The sequence below is a fragment of the Cellulomonas pakistanensis genome (assembly GCF_016862755.1).
GTDB classification, from domain to species: domain Bacteria; phylum Actinomycetota; class Actinomycetes; order Actinomycetales; family Cellulomonadaceae; genus Cellulomonas; species Cellulomonas pakistanensis.
The window spans coordinates 75,897-91,977 of the sequence record NZ_BONO01000013.1 but is presented as its reverse complement, the minus strand read 5'-3'; the positions used below and the strand labels follow the sequence as shown (position 1 = coordinate 91,977).

Below are 16,081 nucleotides of genomic sequence, written 5' to 3'. Positions count from 1 at the left end.
CGGCCGGCGCCGCGCGCGCCGGTCCCGCCGGGCGGGAGCGCCGCGCAGGTTCTGCGCCGAGCCCGGCGCGTGGGGAGCGCGATCGGGTTCACCCGCACGCGTGAGCTCGCCGGGTGCGCGAGGTCGTCGGTTGCGCAGGGCCCGTCGGCGCGGACCGGCTGACTCGCCGGACGACCCCGCCGACCCCGCGGGCGCGCAGGCGCACCCAGGGGGTCAGGACGCCGTGGTGCCCTGGATCGGCTCGACCCGGGCGGCGGACGCGCGCGCCGCGCCGCCCAGCGACCGGCCCGCGCCCCACAGCGCGTAGACCGACCCCCGGCCCGCGTCGGGCGCGGCCGGGGCGGGCCCCGTGGCGGCGGTTGCCGCCTCGGACGGCAGCGGCACCGGCGCGCCGCGGTCCCGCACGACCAGCGCCACCGGCCGGGACGCGCGGGGCGCACCGGACCCGCCGGGCGCGTCCCCGGCCGCGGAGCGCGGCGGGACCCGGACGTCGGCGGCCCGCAGGCGCAGCAGCTCCCGGCGCCGGGCCAGGTCGGCGTGGGCGTCGAGCACCGCGGCCGCCGGGCGGCGGCCCACCACGAGCCCGGCGACGCGCAGCGCCCGCGCGGCGACGGCGAGCCGCCCGGCCAGCGGCCGCGGGCGGGCGTCGTGGAGGTGCCGGTCGAGGTAGGCGTCGACCCGGCCCCGGGCGCGGGCCCGCTCGACGAGGGCCCCGCGGGCGAGCGCGCGCGGCCCCACCGGCCGCAGGACGGGCTCGCCGTCGCCCGTGGCAGCGCGGAACCCGGCGCCGACCACGTCCCGCACGAACGCCGCGACCTCGCCGCCCCGGTACCGCGGGCCGCCGAGCGCCTCGTCGAACCCGACGGCCTCGAGCACGGCGCGGGTGACGGCGAGCGAGACGCCGGACCACGGCCGTCCGGGCCTCCCCGGCACGCGGACGGCGCCCAGCACCGCGGACGCGGCGGCGTCGGGCACGGGGCCGGCCCGGCCGGGCGCCACGACCCGTGCCGGGCCGCCCACGAGGTCCGCCGCCCCGGCACGCAGCGGCGCGGTGACGGCGAGCACCCAGTCCTCCGGGACCCGGGCGCCGGGCTCGGTGAACAGCAGGTACCGGCCCCGGGCCGCTGCGACGCCGACGTTGCGCGCGCGGGCGCGCCCGACGCCCGGGGCGGCGACCACCCGGAACCGGTCGCCGATCCGGGCGCGGAGCGCGGCGGGCAGGGCGCTGACGTCGCCGACCACGAGGACCACCTCGCCGCCGAGCCGCTCGCCGCGCAGCGCACCGGGGCCGGCGGGACCGCGGCGGGCGCGGCGCAGGGCGGCGGTCACGGTGTCGAGGGTGCCGGCGAGCGCGGGCTCGGACCCGCCCGCCACCACGACCACCGAGACGTCCGCGCGGGCGGACAGGGCGTCGGGCAACGGGCACCTCCGGCAGTGCACCCGGGTCCGCACGGCGCCGACCGGGATAGATGTCGACATACCATCGCAAATCGGGCAGGTCCGGTCGAGCCGCGTCACCCGGACGCCGCGCAGCGGCCCCGAGGTCACCCGTCCGGGCCCGCCCGGCGGTGGGACCCGCGGCGGCCGCTCCGACCGCGAGGCCGACCCCGCAGGTCAGGCGCAGCCGGCGGACGCCCGCACGACCCGGGACGGCACGGCGTACGGCTCCGGGTCCGGCAGGCCGCCCAGCGCGTAGCCCACGCCGAAGCCGGTGCTCCACGCCAGCCGCGCCGCGTCGCCGGCCGAGCGGACGCGCAGCACCTCGCCGGCCACCAGGCCCGCCCGGCGCACGACCCGGGCCGGCCAGGACCGCCCGGCCCCGAGCCGCCGACCGCCCGCCTCCCCGGCTGCAGGCGCACCCCCGCTCGCCGACCCGCCCGCACCCCCGGCCCCGTGCGCACCCCCGCCCGCACCCGCCTCCGCTTCCGCCACGCCGGCCCGTGCGGCCGCGACCGCGCCGTACCGGGCGGCGAGCCACCGCTGCCCCATGCCGGAGCTGCGGCCCTGCCGCCACGCCCCGCGCAGGCCGGAGCGCAGCCGCATGTGCACCACGGCCGACGGCTCGAACCCGAGCGCGGCGCCGGACAGCTGCGCCCGCCAGCACAGGTCGGTGTCCTGCAGGAACCGCGCCGCGGGGTCGAAGCCGCCCAGCCGCCGGAACACGTCCCGGCGCACGCCGAGGTTGCTGGAGCTCGCGCACGGCAGGTCGGGCAGCGGCTCGCCGTGCTGGAGGGCGTCGTCCTGCGGCAGCGCCCGCGAGGCCTGCGCCGCCGGGTCGTTCAGCAGCCGCCACTCGAGCCGCCCGGCGACCAGCTCGGTGCGGCGGAGCCCCGCCCGCAGCGCCTCGACCCAGCCGGGCGCCACCACGTCGTCGGCGTCGCAGAACAGCACGAGCGAGCCCCGTGATGCCGCCACCCCGACGTTGCGCGCCGCCCCGGCCCCGCGGACCGCGGACGCGTCGACCGTCCGGAGCTCGGGCAGCCACGACCGCGCCGCCTCGGCGACGGCCAGGGTCCCGTCGGTCGACCCGTTGTCGGCGAGCACGACCTCCCACGAGCACGCCGGCCGCTGGGCGGCGAGCGCCCGCAGCTGGTGCGGCAGCGTGCGCGCCTCGTCGCGGGCGGCGATGACGACGGACACCTCGACCGGTGCGTCGGTCGGGCCGCCCCGCGGGCGGTCGTGCCGGGCGCTCGGGACGGTCACGCGTCCTCCAGGAGGGGTCGAACCGGGACGAACCAGGCACAGCACACCACAGCGACGAGCCCGGCGCATGACAAACGCCGTGACTTCTTGTCATCGCCCCGCGGTCCCCGCCGCCGGGTGGCTGCCGCAGGGCGGACGGGTGAATACGGACAAACCTGGACATAGAGCTCCGCGGTCGCGGCTAGCCTCCCTTCGGGACCGCCGGTCCTCCGCACCGCCGTCGCACCCCAGGAGCAGCCATGAGCCACGTGATCGTCGTCGGGTCCGGGATCGTCGGCCTCGCCGTCGCCGCGCGGCTCGCGGCCCGGGGCGACGAGGTCACGGTGCTGGAGAAGGAGGACGGGCTGGCGCTGCACCAGACCGGCCGCAACTCCGGCGTGATCCACTCGGGCCTCTACTACGCGCCCGGCAGCCTCAAGGCGACGATGGCGACGGCCGGCGCGCGGTCGATGGTCGCGTACGCCCGCGCGAAGGGCGTCGCGGTCGACGTGTGCGGCAAGCTCGTCGTGGCCACCACCCCCGCGGAGGTGCCGCAGCTCGAGAAGCTCGCCGGCCGCGCCGAGGCCAACGGCGTGTCCGCGCGACGCCTCACCCCCGCGGAGGCGCGTGAGCACGAGCCGCACGTCCGCGCGGTCGCGGCGCTGCGGGTCGACAGCACCGGGATCGTCGACTACCCCGGCGTGTGCCGGGCGCTCGCCGCGGACGTCGAGGCCGCCGGCGGGCGGATCCTGTTCGGCGAGGAGGTGCTCGCCGCCCGCACCGTCGCGGACGCGCCGGGCACCCCCGGCCGCGTCGAGGTGCGCACGTCGCGCGCCGACCGCGAGGCGGACGCGCTGGTCGTCTGCGCCGGGCTGCACGCCGACCGGGTGGCCCGCGCCTGCGGCCTGGACCCCGAGGCCCGGATCGTGCCGTTCCGCGGCGAGTACTTCGAGCTCACGCCCGAGGCCGGCGAACAGGTGCGCGGCCTCATCTACCCGGTGCCCGACCCGCGGTTCCCGTTCCTCGGCGTCCACCTGACCCGCGGCATCGAGGGGCACGTGCACGCCGGGCCGAACGCGGTGCTGGCGCTGGCCCGCGAGGGCTACACCTGGACGGACGTCTCGCCGCGCGACCTCGCGGACAGCCTGGCCTGGCCCGGGCTGTGGCGGCTCGCCGCCCGCAACCTCGTGCCCGGCGCGGCCGAGGTCGGGCGCTCGCTGTCGAAGCACGCGTTCGCACGGAGCCTGTCCCGGCTCGTCCCGGGCATCTCCGCCGGCGACCTCGTGCCCGCCCCGGCCGGCGTGCGCGCGCAGGCGCTGCGCCGCGACGGGGGGCTCGTCGACGACTTCCTGGTGCAGAGCGAGGGGCGGCAGGTGCACGTGCTCAACGCGCCGTCGCCGGCGGCGACCGCGTCGCTGGAGATCGCCCGGCACATCGTCGAGCAGCTGGACGCGGCCGTCCCCGCGGCGCGGGCGGCCTGAACGCCGGCCCCGCCGCGGGCGGGCGCGCGACGCGCGGAGGTGCGGCGCCGGGCCCGCGAGGGGGGCGCGGCCCGGCGCCGCGGATCAGGGGCGGCTCAGCCGGAGGCCGCCGCCGCGCGGCCCGGGGACGCGGTTCCTGGCGCGACCCCGCCGGCCACCGAGCCGCCCGTCGTCGTCGCGCCGCCGACCACCGCGTCGCCGACCACCACCCCCTGGGGCGGCACGCCCGCGCCGGCCGCGCCGACCCACCCGGTAGCCCCGGTGGTCGCGGTGGTCCCCGTCGGCGCCGCGGGCTCCTGGGGCCCGGCCGGCGCCGCGGGTCCCCCGGGCGCGCTCACCGGCGGCGGCTCCTCGACCCGCCCGAAGGCGTAGCCGAGGCCCCAGCCGACGTCCCACGACCACCGACCCAGGTCGCCGACCGAGCGCACGCGCAGCAGGTCCCCGCCCGTCGCGGCGAGCCGGCGCGCCGCGCGCAGCGGTCCGGGCCGGTGCGGCCCGTCGCCCTCGGCGGCCAGACCGGCGGTCGTCAGCGCCGCGCCCGCGGCCACCTCCCCCGCGGCGGGCACGAGGCCGCCGGCCAGCGCGGGGTCGACGAACGCCATCCCGACGCCCGCCGCCGCGAACGCCACGCCGGCGAACGAGCCCGTCGACCGCGCGCCGACGCCACCCGGCAGGACCGCCGCGCCGGGGGTGGACGACCTCGCTGCCGCGAGCGCCCGGAGCCGCTCCTCCTGCTCCCGGTAGCGCAGCGCGAGCCAGCGCTCCCCGGTGCCGTAGTGGTAGCCCTGCCGGGCGGCGGACCACATGCTGCCCCGCAGCCGGACGTGCAGCACCGCCTCCGGAACCCAGACCAGGGGCACGCCGGCGAGCTGCACCCGCCAGCACAGGTCCGTGTCCTCGAGGAACAGGCAGTCCGGGTCGAACCCGCCGACCGCCCGGAACACGTCCGCGCGGATGCCCATGTTGCCGGCGCCGGCGGCGACGAGCCCGGGCAGCCGGGTCGACTGCTGGAGCCCGCGGGTCTGGGGCACGGTCCGCGACCGCAGGACCCGGGGGCTGTTCAGCCGGCCGCCGTCGAACCGCCCGGCGACGAACGCGTGCGTGCGCAGGGCGTCGCGCATCGCGGCGACCCAGCCGTCGCCGACCACGTCGTCGGCGTCGCAGAACGCGATCAGCGGGGCGCGCGAGGCCGCCACCCCGACGTTGCGGGCGGCGCCGGCGCCGCGCCGGGCCGACGCGTCGACGACCCGCAGCCGGAGCCGGCCGGCGTAGGAGCGGGCGAGCGCCGCGGTGCCGTCGGTCGACCCGTTGTCGGCGACGACCACCTCCCAGGCGAACGGCGCGCGCTGCGCCGCGAGGGCGTCCAGCTGCTCGGCGAGGGTGGCCTCGGCGTCGTGGGCGGCGATGACGACGCCGAGCTCGACGCCGGCCGGGCGGACGACGCCGTCCCGGAGGCCGGTCATGACATCAGCTCCCGGAACACGGACCGGACCCGGGGATACCGGCCGAGCAGCCCGCCGACCGTGTCGAACGACCAGCCCTCGGCGAGCAGCGGGTCGACGAGGGCGGCCGTGACCGCGGCGCGGTCGAACCGCGGGAGGGCCTCGCCGTGCGCGAGCGTCTCGGGGTCGGCGCGGGTGTCGTGCAGCAGCAGGATCCCGCCGGGGTGCACGGCGGCGCGCGCCCGGGCGGCGACGTCGGCGACCGGGGCGTCGACCCAGTCCTCGGCCCAGCCCGACCAGATGACCACGTCGAGGCCGGACCGGGTCCAGGCGCGCAGGGAGCCCGGCCGGTGCGCGCCGTACGGCGGGCGGAACAGCGTGACCGGCACGCCGGCGACCGCCTCCACGCGGCGCCGGGCGTCGGCGACCACGCGGGCCGCCTCGGCGTCCTGCAGCCGGTTCAGCCGGCCGTGGTCGGGGCCGTGCAGGGCGAGCTCGTGGCCCTCGTCGACGAGGCGGCGCACCAGCTCCGGGTGCGCCTCGGCGGCGTCGGCGAGGACGAAGAACGTGGCGCGCAGACCGCGGTCGGCGAGCAGGTCGAGCAGCCCGGGCGTGTGCGCGGGGTCCGGCCCGTCGTCGTAGGTGAGCGCGGTGACCGGCTCCGTGGTCTGCACGCAGACGGTGGGCGCGACCGGACGCAGCAGCGGCCGCGCGAGGCGCAGCGCCGGCCGGTCCGGCAGCGGGCGTGGCGCGGGCGCCGCGAACTCGCCCAGGTCGCGCCGCAGCACCAGGAGCTCCCCCGGTGCGCGCGGCGCGGGGCGGGTGTCGCGGTGGAGCGCCGGCTTCTCGACGACCATCGGATCTCCCCCTCGCTTGCTCCGGACGGGTCGTGGCAGCGGCCCGCCGGGAGACAGTGTGCCCGCGGCAGGCGGTCCGATATGTCCGTTTCGCACGCATTCACCCGTTCGCTCGACAGGTTCGCCTCGCGCGCCCTCGTTCGGGCGGTATGTCCGGTTTTCACCCGTTCATACCTGTCTGGCCCGATTTGCCCGGACTAGCCTCGGACTGGCCGGTGACCCGCTCCCGGCCAGACCCCTGAACCCGTGTCCGAGGAGGAGCCATGACCGCAGGCGACCTGTCGCCCGCCGACATCCCGGTGGTGATCCTGTGCGGCGGCATGGGGACCCGGCTGCGCGAGGCGAGCGAGAAGCTCCCCAAGCCGCTGGTGGACATCGGCGGCCGGCCGATCCTCTGGCACATCATGAAGACGTACAGCGAGCACGGCTTCCGCCGGTTCGTGCTGGCGCTCGGCTACAAGAGCGACCTGATCAAGCAGTACTTCCTGGACTACCGGCACCTGACGTCGGACTTCACGCTGCACCTCGGTGCGGACGGCGCGGAGTCGGAGCCCGTCTTCCACGGCACCGCCGCCAAGGAGGACTGGGAGATCACGTTCGTCGAGACCGGCCTGACCACGGCGACCGCCGCGCGCATCCGCCGGGTCGCGCAGCACCTCGACGCGGACCGGTTCGCCCTCACCTACGGCGACGGCATCGGCGACGTCGACATCACCGGCGCCCTGCGGCACCACGTCGAGCAGGGGCTGCTCGGGACGCTCACCGGCGTGCACCCGTCCAGCCGCTACGGCGAGATGCGGGTCGAGGGCGACACGGTCGTCGAGTTCAACGAGAAGCCGACCCTGGCCGACGGCTGGGTCAACGGCGGGTTCTTCGTGTTCGAGCGCGAGTTCGTCGAGAAGTACCTCGACGACGACCCGGCGGTGATGCTCGAGAGCACGCCGCTGCAGCAGCTCGCCCGGGACCGCCAGCTCTCCGTGTTCGAGCACGAGGGCTTCTGGATGGGCATGGACACGTTCCGTGACTGGACGGAGCTGAACGGACTGTGGGACGCAGGTCGCGCCCCCTGGAAGATCTGGGAGGACTGAGCGCGTGCGCATCCTGGTCACCGGCACCGAGGGCTACCTCGGCAGCCTGCTCGCACCGACGCTGCTGAGCCGCGGCGACGAGGTCACCGGCCTCGACACCGGCTACTACAAGAACGGCTGGCTCTACAACGGCGTCCACGAGACCCCGCACACGCTGGTCAAGGACATCCGGCACGTCACGCCGGACGACCTGGTCGGGTTCGACGCGGTCGTGCACATGGCCGAGCTGTCGAACGACCCGATCGGCGACCGGATCGGCGAGGTCACGTACGACATCAACCACCACGGCTCGGTCGCGCTGGCGTCGGCCGCGAAGCGCGCCGGGGTGCAGCGGTTCGTCTACATGTCGTCCTGCTCGGTCTACGGCGTCGCTGACGGCACCGTCGACGAGACCAGCGCGACCGACCCGCAGACGGCGTACGCGCGGTGCAAGGCGCTCGTCGAGCGGGACGTCACGGCGCTGGCCGACGACGACTTCTCGCCGACGTTCCTGCGCAACGCGACGGCGTTCGGCGCCTCGCCGCGCCAGCGGTTCGACATCGTGCTGAACAACCTGGCCGGCCTGGCCTGGACGACGCACCGGATCGCGATGACGTCGGACGGCACGCCGTGGCGGCCGCTCGTGCACGGGCTGGACATCGCCAAGGCGATCCGCGCCGTGCTCGACGCCCCGCGCGAGGACGTGCACGCGCAGGTGCTCAACGTCGGCGCGGACTCCAACAACTACACGGTGCGCGAGATCGCCGAGACGGTCGGGGCCGAGTTCCCCGGCTGCGAGGTGTCGTTCGGCGAGCCGAGCGCGGACAACCGGTCCTACCGGGTGTCGTTCGCGAAGATCCGCGAGGTGCTCCCCGGCTTCGAGACCGACTGGGACGCCGCCGCCGGCGCCGCGCAGCTGCACCGGGTGTTCGAGCAGATCCAGCTCGACACCGAGACCTTCACCGGGCGCGGACACACCCGCCTCGCGCAGATCGAGCACCTGCTCAAGACCGGCCAGGTGGACCCGCAGCTCTTCTGGACGGTGAACCCGTGAAGTACACCCCGACGGCCGTCGACGGCGTGATGATCGTCGACCTCGAGGAGCGCGGCGACGACCGCGGCTTCTTCGCGCGCACCTTCGACACCACCGAGTTCGCGGCGCACGGCCTGGACGTCGCCGTGGCGCAGTGCAACCTGTCGTTCAACCACGCGGCGGGCACGCTGCGCGGCCTGCACCGCCAGGTGCCGCCGTACGCCGAGGGCAAGCTCGTCCGGTGCACGGCGGGCGCGATCGTCGACGTGGCCGTGGACGTCCGCCCGGACTCCCCCACCTACGGCGAGCACGTGATGGTCGAGCTGACCGCGGCCAACCGGCGCGCGCTGTTCATCCCGCCGTACGTCGCGCACGGGTACCAGACCCTGGTCGACGACACCGAGGTGATCTACCAGGTCAGCGGCCCGTACGCCCCCGAGGGCGAGCAGGGCTTCCGGTACGACGACGCCGCGTTCGGCATCGCGTGGCCGGTGCCGGTCACCGCGATCTCGGACAAGGACCGCGCCTGGCCGCTGGTCGACGCGCCGGCCGCCGAGGTGGCGCCGTGATCGTCGTCGACTCGCTGCTGAAGGCACGCCAGGCCGACGGCCGCCCGATCCGGGTCGCCCTGGTCGGCGCCGGGTTCATGGGCCGCGGGCTGGTCAACCAGATCGTCAACTCCGTGCCGGGCATGGAGGTCGTCGCGATCGTGGCCCGCCGGCCCGAGCAGGGCGTGCGCGCGTACACCGAGGCCGGGCTGTCCGGCGTGGTGCACGTCGACTCCCCCGCCGCGCTGGCCCGCGCCGCCGCGTCGGGCACCCCCGCCGTCACCGCCGACCACCTCGTGGCGATCGCGTCCGACGCGGTCGACGTGGTCGTGGACGTGACCGGCGCGGTCGAGTTCGGCGCGCACGTCGCGCTCGCCTGCTTCGAGCACGGCAAGCACCTGGTGCTGATGAACGCCGAGGTCGACGCCACGGTCGGCGCCGAGCTCGCGCGCCTGGCCGACAAGGCCGGCGTCGTCTACACCGGCTGCGACGGCGACCAGCCCGGCGTGCAGATGAACCTGCACCGGTTCGTCACCGGCCTCGGCCTGACGCCGCTCGTCGCGGGCAACATCAAGGGCCTGCAGGACGAGTACCGCACCCCGACGACGCAGAAGGCGTTCGCGGAGCGGTGGGGGCAGGACCCGCACATGGTCACGTCGTTCGCCGACGGCACCAAGGTGTCGGTCGAGCAGGCGCTGGTCGCCAACGCCACCGGCATGTCCGTGCACCGCCGCGGCATGCTCGGCATGGACCACGACGGGCACGTCGACGAGCTCACCACCCGCTACGACGTGGACGAGCTGCGCGCGCTCGGCGGGGCGGTCGACTACGTGGTCGGGGCGCGCCCCGGGCCGGGGGTCTACGTCCTCGCGACGCACGACGACCCGAAGCAGCGGCACTACCTGGAGCTCTACAAGCTCGGCACCGGGCCGCTCTACTCGTTCTACCAGCCGTACCACCTGTGCCACTTCGAGGTGCCGACGACGATCGCCCGGGCCGCGCTGCTCGGCGACGCGACGATCCGGCCGCTCGGGGCGCCGTCCGTCGAGGTGGTCACGACCGCCAAGACCGACCTCGCGGCCGGCACCGTCCTGGACGCGCTCGGCGGGTACCACTACTACGGCCAGGCCGAGAAGGCGGGCGTGACGGCGACCGAGCGCCTGCTGCCGGTCGGCGTCGCCGAAGGCTGCGTCCTGACCAGGGACGTCCCGAAGGACGCGACCCTGACGTACGACGACGTGGTGCTCCCCGAGGGGCGCCTGGTCGACCGGCTCCGCGAGGCCCAGGCCGCCCTGGCCTGACCGGGCGCGGCGCCCGCTCCCGCGAGACCCACTGATCCGACCGAGACCCCCGTCCGCGACGGGGTCGCTCGACGGGATCAGTGGGTCTCGGCGCGGGGGGGCGGCCGCGCGGCGGCCGCCGCGCGCGAGCGCCTCGCGCCCGGCGCCGCGGAGCATCACCCGGATGCCAGGCGCTTCACCCGGCGCGGCCGGACAAACCGGACATATCCGCTCATAGACTCCATGTCAGCAGGAACGGGCCTGGGGGACGTCGACCCGTCTCCCCCGTGGCCACCCGAGGACCACCACGAGAGGGGGGACCGTGCCGTCCACCGCCAGCAGCACGGAGCTGCGCGCCCGCGCCGTCACGTTCTACCTGCCGCAGTACCACCCGGTGCCGGAGAACGACGCGTGGTGGGGCCCGGGCTTCACCGAGTGGCGCAACGCCGCGAAGGCCCGCCCGCTGTTCCGGGGGCACGTGCAGCCGCACCTGCCGGCCGACCTCGGGTTCTACGACCTGCGGATGCCGGAGGCGCGCGAGGCGCAGAGCGACCTGGCGCAGCGGTACGGCGTCGAGGCCTTCATCTACTGGCACTACTGGTTCGGCGGCGGCCGGCGCATCCTCGAGCGCCCGTTCACCGAGGTGCTCGCGTCCGGCGCCCCGTCGGTGAAGTTCTGCCTGGCGTGGGCCAACCAGACCTGGTCCGGCATCTGGCACGGCGCCAGCGACCGGATCCTCATGGAGCAGACCTACCCGGGCCCCGAGGACGAGCAGGCGCACTTCGACTCGCTGCTGCCGGCGTTCCGGGACGAGCGCTACCTGCGCGTCGACGACAGGCCCGTGTTCTACGTGTTCCGGCCGGAGGACCTGCCGGACGCCGCCGCGTTCGTCGACCGCTGGCAGGCGATGGCCCGCGCGGCCGGCCTGCCCGGCCTGTACCTGGTCGCCGAGGTGTCCGACCTGCTCGGCCGCGGGCCCAAGTACACCGACGTGGACGCCGCCGGCTTCGACGCGGGCGTGTACATGCGGATCCCCGCGCGGCAGACCCGGGCCGACGTCCTGCGGATGCGGGTCGGCCGCAAGCTCGGCCGGCCCGAGGTCTACCCGCACGCCCCCGACTTCCGGCCCGCCCCCGCGGGGATCTCGGACCGGCTCCAGCCGTGCGTGTACCCGAACTGGGACAACACCCCCCGCTCCGGCGCCCGCGGCCTCGCGATCACGGGCTCCTCGCCCGGGCTGTTCGGCCGGCACGTCCACCAGGCGGTCGACACGCTCGCCGACCGGCGGCCCGCCGAGCGCCTGCTCTGGGTCAAGTCCTGGAACGAGTGGGCCGAGGGCAACTACCTGGAGCCCGACCTCGAGCACGGGCACGCCTGGCTCGAGGCGCTGCGCGACGGCCTGCGGGGCACCAGCACGCTCGCGACCGAGCCCGCGCGGGTGCTGACCCCGACGCACGGGCTCGCGAGCACCACCCCGACGGACGGCGTCGCGCATGGCTGACGCGACGCCCTCGCCGCTGCGGATCGCCATGCTGTCCTACTACCTCCCGTCGGGCAGCAAGATCGGCGTCGGCTTCCAGGCGCACGAGCTCGCCACGGAGCTGGCCCGCCGCGGCCACCACGTCGACATGTTCAGCGACTGCCCGCCGGTCCCCGGCGCGGCGTACGGCCACCGGCACGTCGCGATGGCGGGCTCGCTGCGCACGTTCCGGTTCGCCACCGACCTGGGCAAGCAGGACCTGTCGGGCTACGACGTGCTGCACGCGCACGGCGACGACTACTGGCTGTGGCGCCGGCGCGCGCCCCTGCACCTGCGGACCGTGCACGGCTCGTGCTTCGAGGAGGCCCGGCACATCCGCGGCGCCAAGGAGAAGCTCCGGATGCTGCTGCTCGGGTTCACCGAGGTGCTGGCCTCCGTCGTCGCCGACCGCGTCGTCGTCGTGTCCCCGCAGACCCGCCGCTGGGTGCCCCGCTCGCACGACGTCGTGCCCAACGGCGTCGACACGTCCCGGTTCACGCCGGGCGACGAGGCCGGCCGCGCCGACCGCCCCGTGATCCTGTTCGTCGGCACCTGGAACGGGCGCAAGCGCGGCCGGGACCTCGCGGCGGCGTTCGCCCGCGACGTGCTGCCGCGCGTCCCGGACGCGGAGCTGTGGATGGTCACCCGCGACGCCCCGGCGGACCCCGGTCCCGGCATCCGGGTGCTCGGCCGGCTGTCCGACGAGGACCTCGCCGACGCCTACCGCCGCGCGTGGGTGTTCTGCCTGCCGTCGTCCTACGAGGGTTTCGGCATCCCCTACGCCGAGGCGATGGCGAGCGGCCTGCCGGTCGTCGCGACGCCCAACGTCGGCGCCCGGTACGTCTCCGACGAGGGCCGCGCCGCGGTGCTCGCGGAGCTGGACGACCTGGGGACGGCGCTCGCCGACCTGCTGCTCGACGCCCCGCGCCGGGCCGCGCTGTCCGCCGCGGGCCTCGCGCGGTCGCGGGCGTTCTCGCTCACCGCGGTCGCCGACGCGTACGAGCGGCTGTACCGCACGCCCCGCGCCGCCGGCCTGCGCCGCACCCGCCGCGCCGCGCCCGGCGGCCGCCCCGCACCCGCCGGGGGTGCCGCGTGATCGACGGCCTGCGCCTGGGCGCCTACGTGCTGGCGGCCGACCCGACCTGGGTGCGGTCCAGCCTGGCGCGCTACTACGACCACCTCGACGTCCTCGTCGTGTCCGCCCCGGTCGACGGCCGGGGCTGGACGGGCGCGCCGGTCGCCTCCGAGGAGGTGCTCGCCGAGGTCCGGGCGCTCGACACCCGCGGCATCGTCCGCGAGGTGCGCGGGTCCTGGGTGGACGCGGCCGACCCGCTGGCCGGGGACACCCGACAGCGCGCGGAGGCCCTGGCCGCGGTCGGCGACGACGTCGACTGGGTGCTGCAGATCGACACCGACGAGGTGCTGCCCGACCCGCACGCCCTCGCGGCGGTGCTCCGGGTCGCGCAGGACGAGGGCGTGGGCGTCGTCGAGTGGCCGATGCGGGTGCTGTACCGCCGGGTCGGCCGCGACTTCCTGCAGGTGACGGCCGCCGACGGCACGCCGTTCCACGAGTACCCCGGCCCGGTGGCGGTGCGCCCCGGCGCGACGCTCGTGAACTGCCGCAAGAGCGACCAGACGTTCCTCCGCCCGGTGGTCCGCGGCGACTCCGCGTCGGTGCAGGTGCACCGCGACCCCGAGCCGGGCGAGGTGCGCCGCGTGCTGCTCGACCCCGACCAGGCCATCTGGCACAACTCCTGGGCGCGCCCGCCGCGCTCCGTGCGCCGCAAGATCGCGTCCTGGGGCCACCACGAGGGCTGGCGCTCGCGCCTCTACTACTGGCTGTACTGGCTGCCGGCGCCGCTGCTGTGGCGCGCGCAGCGCGACGTGCACCCGTTCGACCGCGACCTGTGGCCGCGCCTGGCGCGCGTCCAGGTGCCGACGGCCGACCTGCTGGCGGAGGCGGACCGGTGACCGCCGCGCCGGCCGGGATCGGCGTCGTGGTGCTCAACTACCGCGGCCGCGAGGACACCCTGGCGTGCGTGCGGTCGGTGCTCGCCGACGGCGTGGACGCCGCGGGGGTGTTCGTCGTCGACAACGGGTCGGACGACGGGCTCGAGCAGGCGCTGGCCGCGGAGCTGCCGGGCGTCCCGTTCGTGCAGAACGGCGCCAACCTCGGGTTCACCGGCGGCATGAACGTCGGCCTGACGGCCGCGCTCGACGCCGGCCGCGACTACGTCTGCGTGCTCAACAACGACACGGTCGTGCAGCCCGGCATGTTCGCCGAGCTCGTGCGGCTGGCGGAGCCCGGCGTCGCCGTGAGCCCGGAGGTCCGCTACCTCGCCGACCCGGACGCGATCTGGTTCGGCTCCGGCACCGTCGAGGTCGACCGGACCTGGCCCCGGCACCTCACCGGGGACGAGCTGGCCCGGCTGGACGCCGCGCGCCCGGACGTCGACGCGCGGGAGGCCGGCACGCTCGCGGGCTGCTGCATCCTCGCGGACGCCGCCACCTGGCGGGCCGTCGGGCCGTTCGACCCCCGGTACTTCCTGCTGTTCGAGGACTCCGACTGGAGCGCCCGCGCCCGCCGGGCCGGGGTGCGCCTGCTCGTCGCCCGCGACGCGGTGCTGCTGCACGCGGTCTCCGCCTCGTTCGGCGGACCCGGGCGGCTGCTCGCGTCCTACTACTACGCCCGGAACGGCGCGCTGTACGGCCGGTCCCGGATCACGCGGCGGCCCGGCCCGCGGCTGCGGTTCGCCCGCGACCGCGTCGTGCTGCCGTCCGTCCGCCGCGCCCGCGCGGGCGAGTGGCGCGCCGGCTCGCTCGAGCTGGGCTTCGGCCTCGCCGGGCTGGCCGCCGACGCCCTGCGCCGCTACGGCCCCGCACCCGACCTCGTCCTGCGCGCCGCCACCCGCCTCAGCCCGCCGGCGCCGGCCCCGACCCCCGACCCGATCGGAATGCGATGACCACCGTCACCCCCGCGATCCAGGTCCAGCACCTGTCGAAGCACTACACGATCGTCCACGACGAGGACCGCCCGTCGACGGCGGCCGAGTCGGTGCTGCGCCGGATCAAGCACCCGCTGACCCGCCCGCACACCGAGCGGTTCACCGCCCTGGACGACGTGTCCTTCGACATCCAGCCCGGGTCGGCCGTCGGCATCCTCGGGCGCAACGGCGCCGGCAAGAGCACGCTGCTCAAGCTGCTGACCCGCGTCGCGGCGCCGTCCGAGGGCCGGATCCGGCTCGACGGGCGGGTCGGCTCGCTGCTCGAGGTCGGCACCGGGTTCCACCCCGAGCTGACCGGCCGCGAGAACGTGTTCCTCAACGGGACGCTGCTCGGCATGAAGAAGGCGGAGATCCGCCGCCGGTTCGACGAGATCGTCGACTTCGCGGGCGTCGAGAAGTTCCTCGACACCCCGGTCAAGCGGTACTCCTCCGGCATGTACGTGCGGCTGGCGTTCGCCGTGGCCGCGCACCTGGAGACCGAGATCCTCGCGATCGACGAGGTGCTCGCGGTCGGCGACGCGCAGTTCCAGGCCAAGTGCATCGAGCGGATGCGCCGCGCCGCGGACGACGGCCGCACGGTGCTCTACGTGAGCCACCAGATCCAGACCGTCACCGCGCTGTGCGACTCGGCGCTGTTCCTGGAGAACGGCCGGCTGATCCAGCACGGCTCGGTCGACGACGCCGTGGCGCTCTACCAGACCACGCGCGAGAAGGCCGTGATGGAGCAGGTCGACATCGACCGCCGCCCCGGCACCGGCGAGCTGCGCATCCAGCGGGTCGACGTGGGCGCGCCGATGGTGCGCACCGACGAGACCAAGCAGGTGGAGTTCCTGGTCAACGCGAACCCGGACTTCTCCGGCCAGTACTTCGTGTCCGCGCACGTCGTGGACGCGCACGGCGCGACCGTCCTGCACATGGACTCGCGCGCCTCGAACCTCTGGCTCGACGGCACCCAGGAGCAGAAGGTCGTCCTGACGTTCAAGGGCCCCTGGCTGCACCCCGGCGAGTACTCGGTGGACCTGTTCGTCTGCGCCTCCGGGATCCTCGACTCGTTCGAGGGAGCGGCGCGGTTCGAGGTGCACCCCGTGCTGCCGTTCCGCGGCACGGTCCCCGACGGCCTGGCGGGCGCGGTCCTCGCCGACTTCGACTACGAGACGCGGTGAGCTG

At 76.3% G+C, this 16,081-nt stretch carries 14 protein-coding genes; 10 read left to right on the top strand and 4 right to left on the bottom strand.

Going from position 1 to position 16,081, the window contains the following annotated elements; translation table 11 throughout:
• Positions 1–213 precede the first annotated feature (213 nt).
• Entirely contained in the window at positions 214–1,419 is a 1,206-nt protein-coding gene (locus tag Cpa01nite_RS10145; RefSeq protein ID WP_203668642.1) for a glycosyltransferase family protein, read from the bottom strand.
• Between the two features lie 195 nt (positions 1,420–1,614).
• Positions 1,615–2,703, bottom strand: a complete 1,089-nt coding sequence (locus Cpa01nite_RS10140; protein WP_203668641.1) for a glycosyltransferase family 2 protein — start codon at positions 2,701–2,703, stop codon at positions 1,615–1,617.
• Between the two features lie 239 nt (positions 2,704–2,942).
• On the opposite strand from Cpa01nite_RS10140, the gene lhgD reads away from it, so the two are divergent.
• Complete coding sequence (gene lhgD / locus Cpa01nite_RS10135) at positions 2,943–4,163, top strand: L-2-hydroxyglutarate dehydrogenase (RefSeq protein ID WP_203668640.1); 1,221 nt, start codon at positions 2,943–2,945, stop codon at positions 4,161–4,163.
• A 95-nt stretch (positions 4,164–4,258) separates the two neighbouring features.
• On the opposite strand, the gene Cpa01nite_RS10130 is transcribed toward lhgD, so the two are convergent.
• Entirely contained in the window at positions 4,259–5,626 is a 1,368-nt protein-coding gene (locus tag Cpa01nite_RS10130; protein WP_203668639.1) for a glycosyltransferase family 2 protein, read from the bottom strand.
• The gene (locus Cpa01nite_RS10125; protein ID WP_203668638.1) at positions 5,623–6,462 is read right to left on the bottom strand and encodes a polysaccharide deacetylase family protein; all 840 of its coding nucleotides are present in this window, start codon (positions 6,460–6,462) and stop codon (positions 5,623–5,625) included. Before Cpa01nite_RS10125 ends, Cpa01nite_RS10130 begins: the two co-directional genes overlap by 4 nt.
• Positions 6,463–6,725: 263 nt before the next feature.
• Here Cpa01nite_RS10125 and Cpa01nite_RS10120 point away from each other — a divergent pair, with 263 nt between their 5' ends.
• The 9 genes from Cpa01nite_RS10120 (at position 6,726) to Cpa01nite_RS10080 (ending at position 16,077) form a co-directional block, all read left to right on the top strand.
• A complete protein-coding gene (locus Cpa01nite_RS10120; RefSeq protein ID WP_203668637.1) occupies positions 6,726–7,550 on the top strand; it encodes a glucose-1-phosphate cytidylyltransferase in 825 nt (274 codons plus the stop codon).
• Positions 7,551–7,554: 4 nt separating this feature from the next.
• Entirely contained in the window at positions 7,555–8,583 is a 1,029-nt protein-coding gene (locus Cpa01nite_RS10115) for an NAD-dependent epimerase/dehydratase family protein (RefSeq protein WP_203668636.1), read from the top strand.
• A complete protein-coding gene (gene rfbC / locus Cpa01nite_RS10110) occupies positions 8,580–9,131 on the top strand; it encodes a dTDP-4-dehydrorhamnose 3,5-epimerase (protein ID WP_203668635.1) in 552 nt (183 codons plus the stop codon). Before Cpa01nite_RS10115 ends, rfbC begins: the two co-directional genes overlap by 4 nt.
• The gene (locus Cpa01nite_RS10105) at positions 9,128–10,411 is read left to right on the top strand and encodes an NAD(P)H-dependent oxidoreductase (protein WP_203668634.1); all 1,284 of its coding nucleotides are present in this window, start codon (positions 9,128–9,130) and stop codon (positions 10,409–10,411) included. The genes rfbC and Cpa01nite_RS10105 overlap by 4 nt, the downstream gene beginning before the upstream one ends.
• Before the next feature lie 301 nt (positions 10,412–10,712).
• On the top strand, positions 10,713–11,891 hold the full coding sequence (locus tag Cpa01nite_RS10100) for a glycosyltransferase WbsX family protein (RefSeq protein WP_203668633.1): 1,179 nt from the start codon (positions 10,713–10,715) through the stop codon (positions 11,889–11,891).
• Entirely contained in the window at positions 11,884–13,005 is a 1,122-nt protein-coding gene (locus tag Cpa01nite_RS10095; protein ID WP_203668632.1) for a glycosyltransferase family 4 protein, read from the top strand. The genes Cpa01nite_RS10100 and Cpa01nite_RS10095 overlap by 8 nt, the downstream gene beginning before the upstream one ends.
• Positions 13,002–13,880: a hypothetical protein gene (locus tag Cpa01nite_RS10090; RefSeq protein WP_203668631.1), complete on the top strand. Its 879-nt coding sequence runs from the start codon at positions 13,002–13,004 to the stop codon at positions 13,878–13,880. Before Cpa01nite_RS10095 ends, Cpa01nite_RS10090 begins: the two co-directional genes overlap by 4 nt.
• Positions 13,877–14,872: a glycosyltransferase family 2 protein gene (locus tag Cpa01nite_RS10085; RefSeq protein ID WP_203668630.1), complete on the top strand. Its 996-nt coding sequence runs from the start codon at positions 13,877–13,879 to the stop codon at positions 14,870–14,872. Before Cpa01nite_RS10090 ends, Cpa01nite_RS10085 begins: the two co-directional genes overlap by 4 nt.
• Entirely contained in the window at positions 14,869–16,077 is a 1,209-nt protein-coding gene (locus Cpa01nite_RS10080) for an ABC transporter ATP-binding protein (protein WP_203668629.1), read from the top strand. Before Cpa01nite_RS10085 ends, Cpa01nite_RS10080 begins: the two co-directional genes overlap by 4 nt.
• Positions 16,078–16,081 lie beyond the last annotated feature (4 nt).

What these genes read in the sequence shown, in the direction of transcription:
- lhgD (WP_203668640.1), top strand. Translation starts at nt 2,943, where the DNA reads ATGAGCCACGTGATCGTCGTCGGGTCCGGGATCGTCGGCCTCGCCGTC.
- Cpa01nite_RS10130 (WP_203668639.1), bottom strand. Translation starts at nt 5,626, where the DNA reads ATGACCGGCCTCCGGGACGGCGTCGTCCGCCCGGCCGGCGTCGAGCTC.
- Cpa01nite_RS10125 (WP_203668638.1), bottom strand. Translation starts at nt 6,462, where the DNA reads ATGGTCGTCGAGAAGCCGGCGCTCCACCGCGACACCCGCCCCGCGCCG.
- Cpa01nite_RS10120 (WP_203668637.1), top strand. Translation starts at nt 6,726, where the DNA reads ATGACCGCAGGCGACCTGTCGCCCGCCGACATCCCGGTGGTGATCCTG.
- Cpa01nite_RS10095 (WP_203668632.1), top strand. Translation starts at nt 11,884, where the DNA reads ATGGCTGACGCGACGCCCTCGCCGCTGCGGATCGCCATGCTGTCCTAC.
- Cpa01nite_RS10080 (WP_203668629.1), top strand. Translation starts at nt 14,869, where the DNA reads ATGACCACCGTCACCCCCGCGATCCAGGTCCAGCACCTGTCGAAGCAC.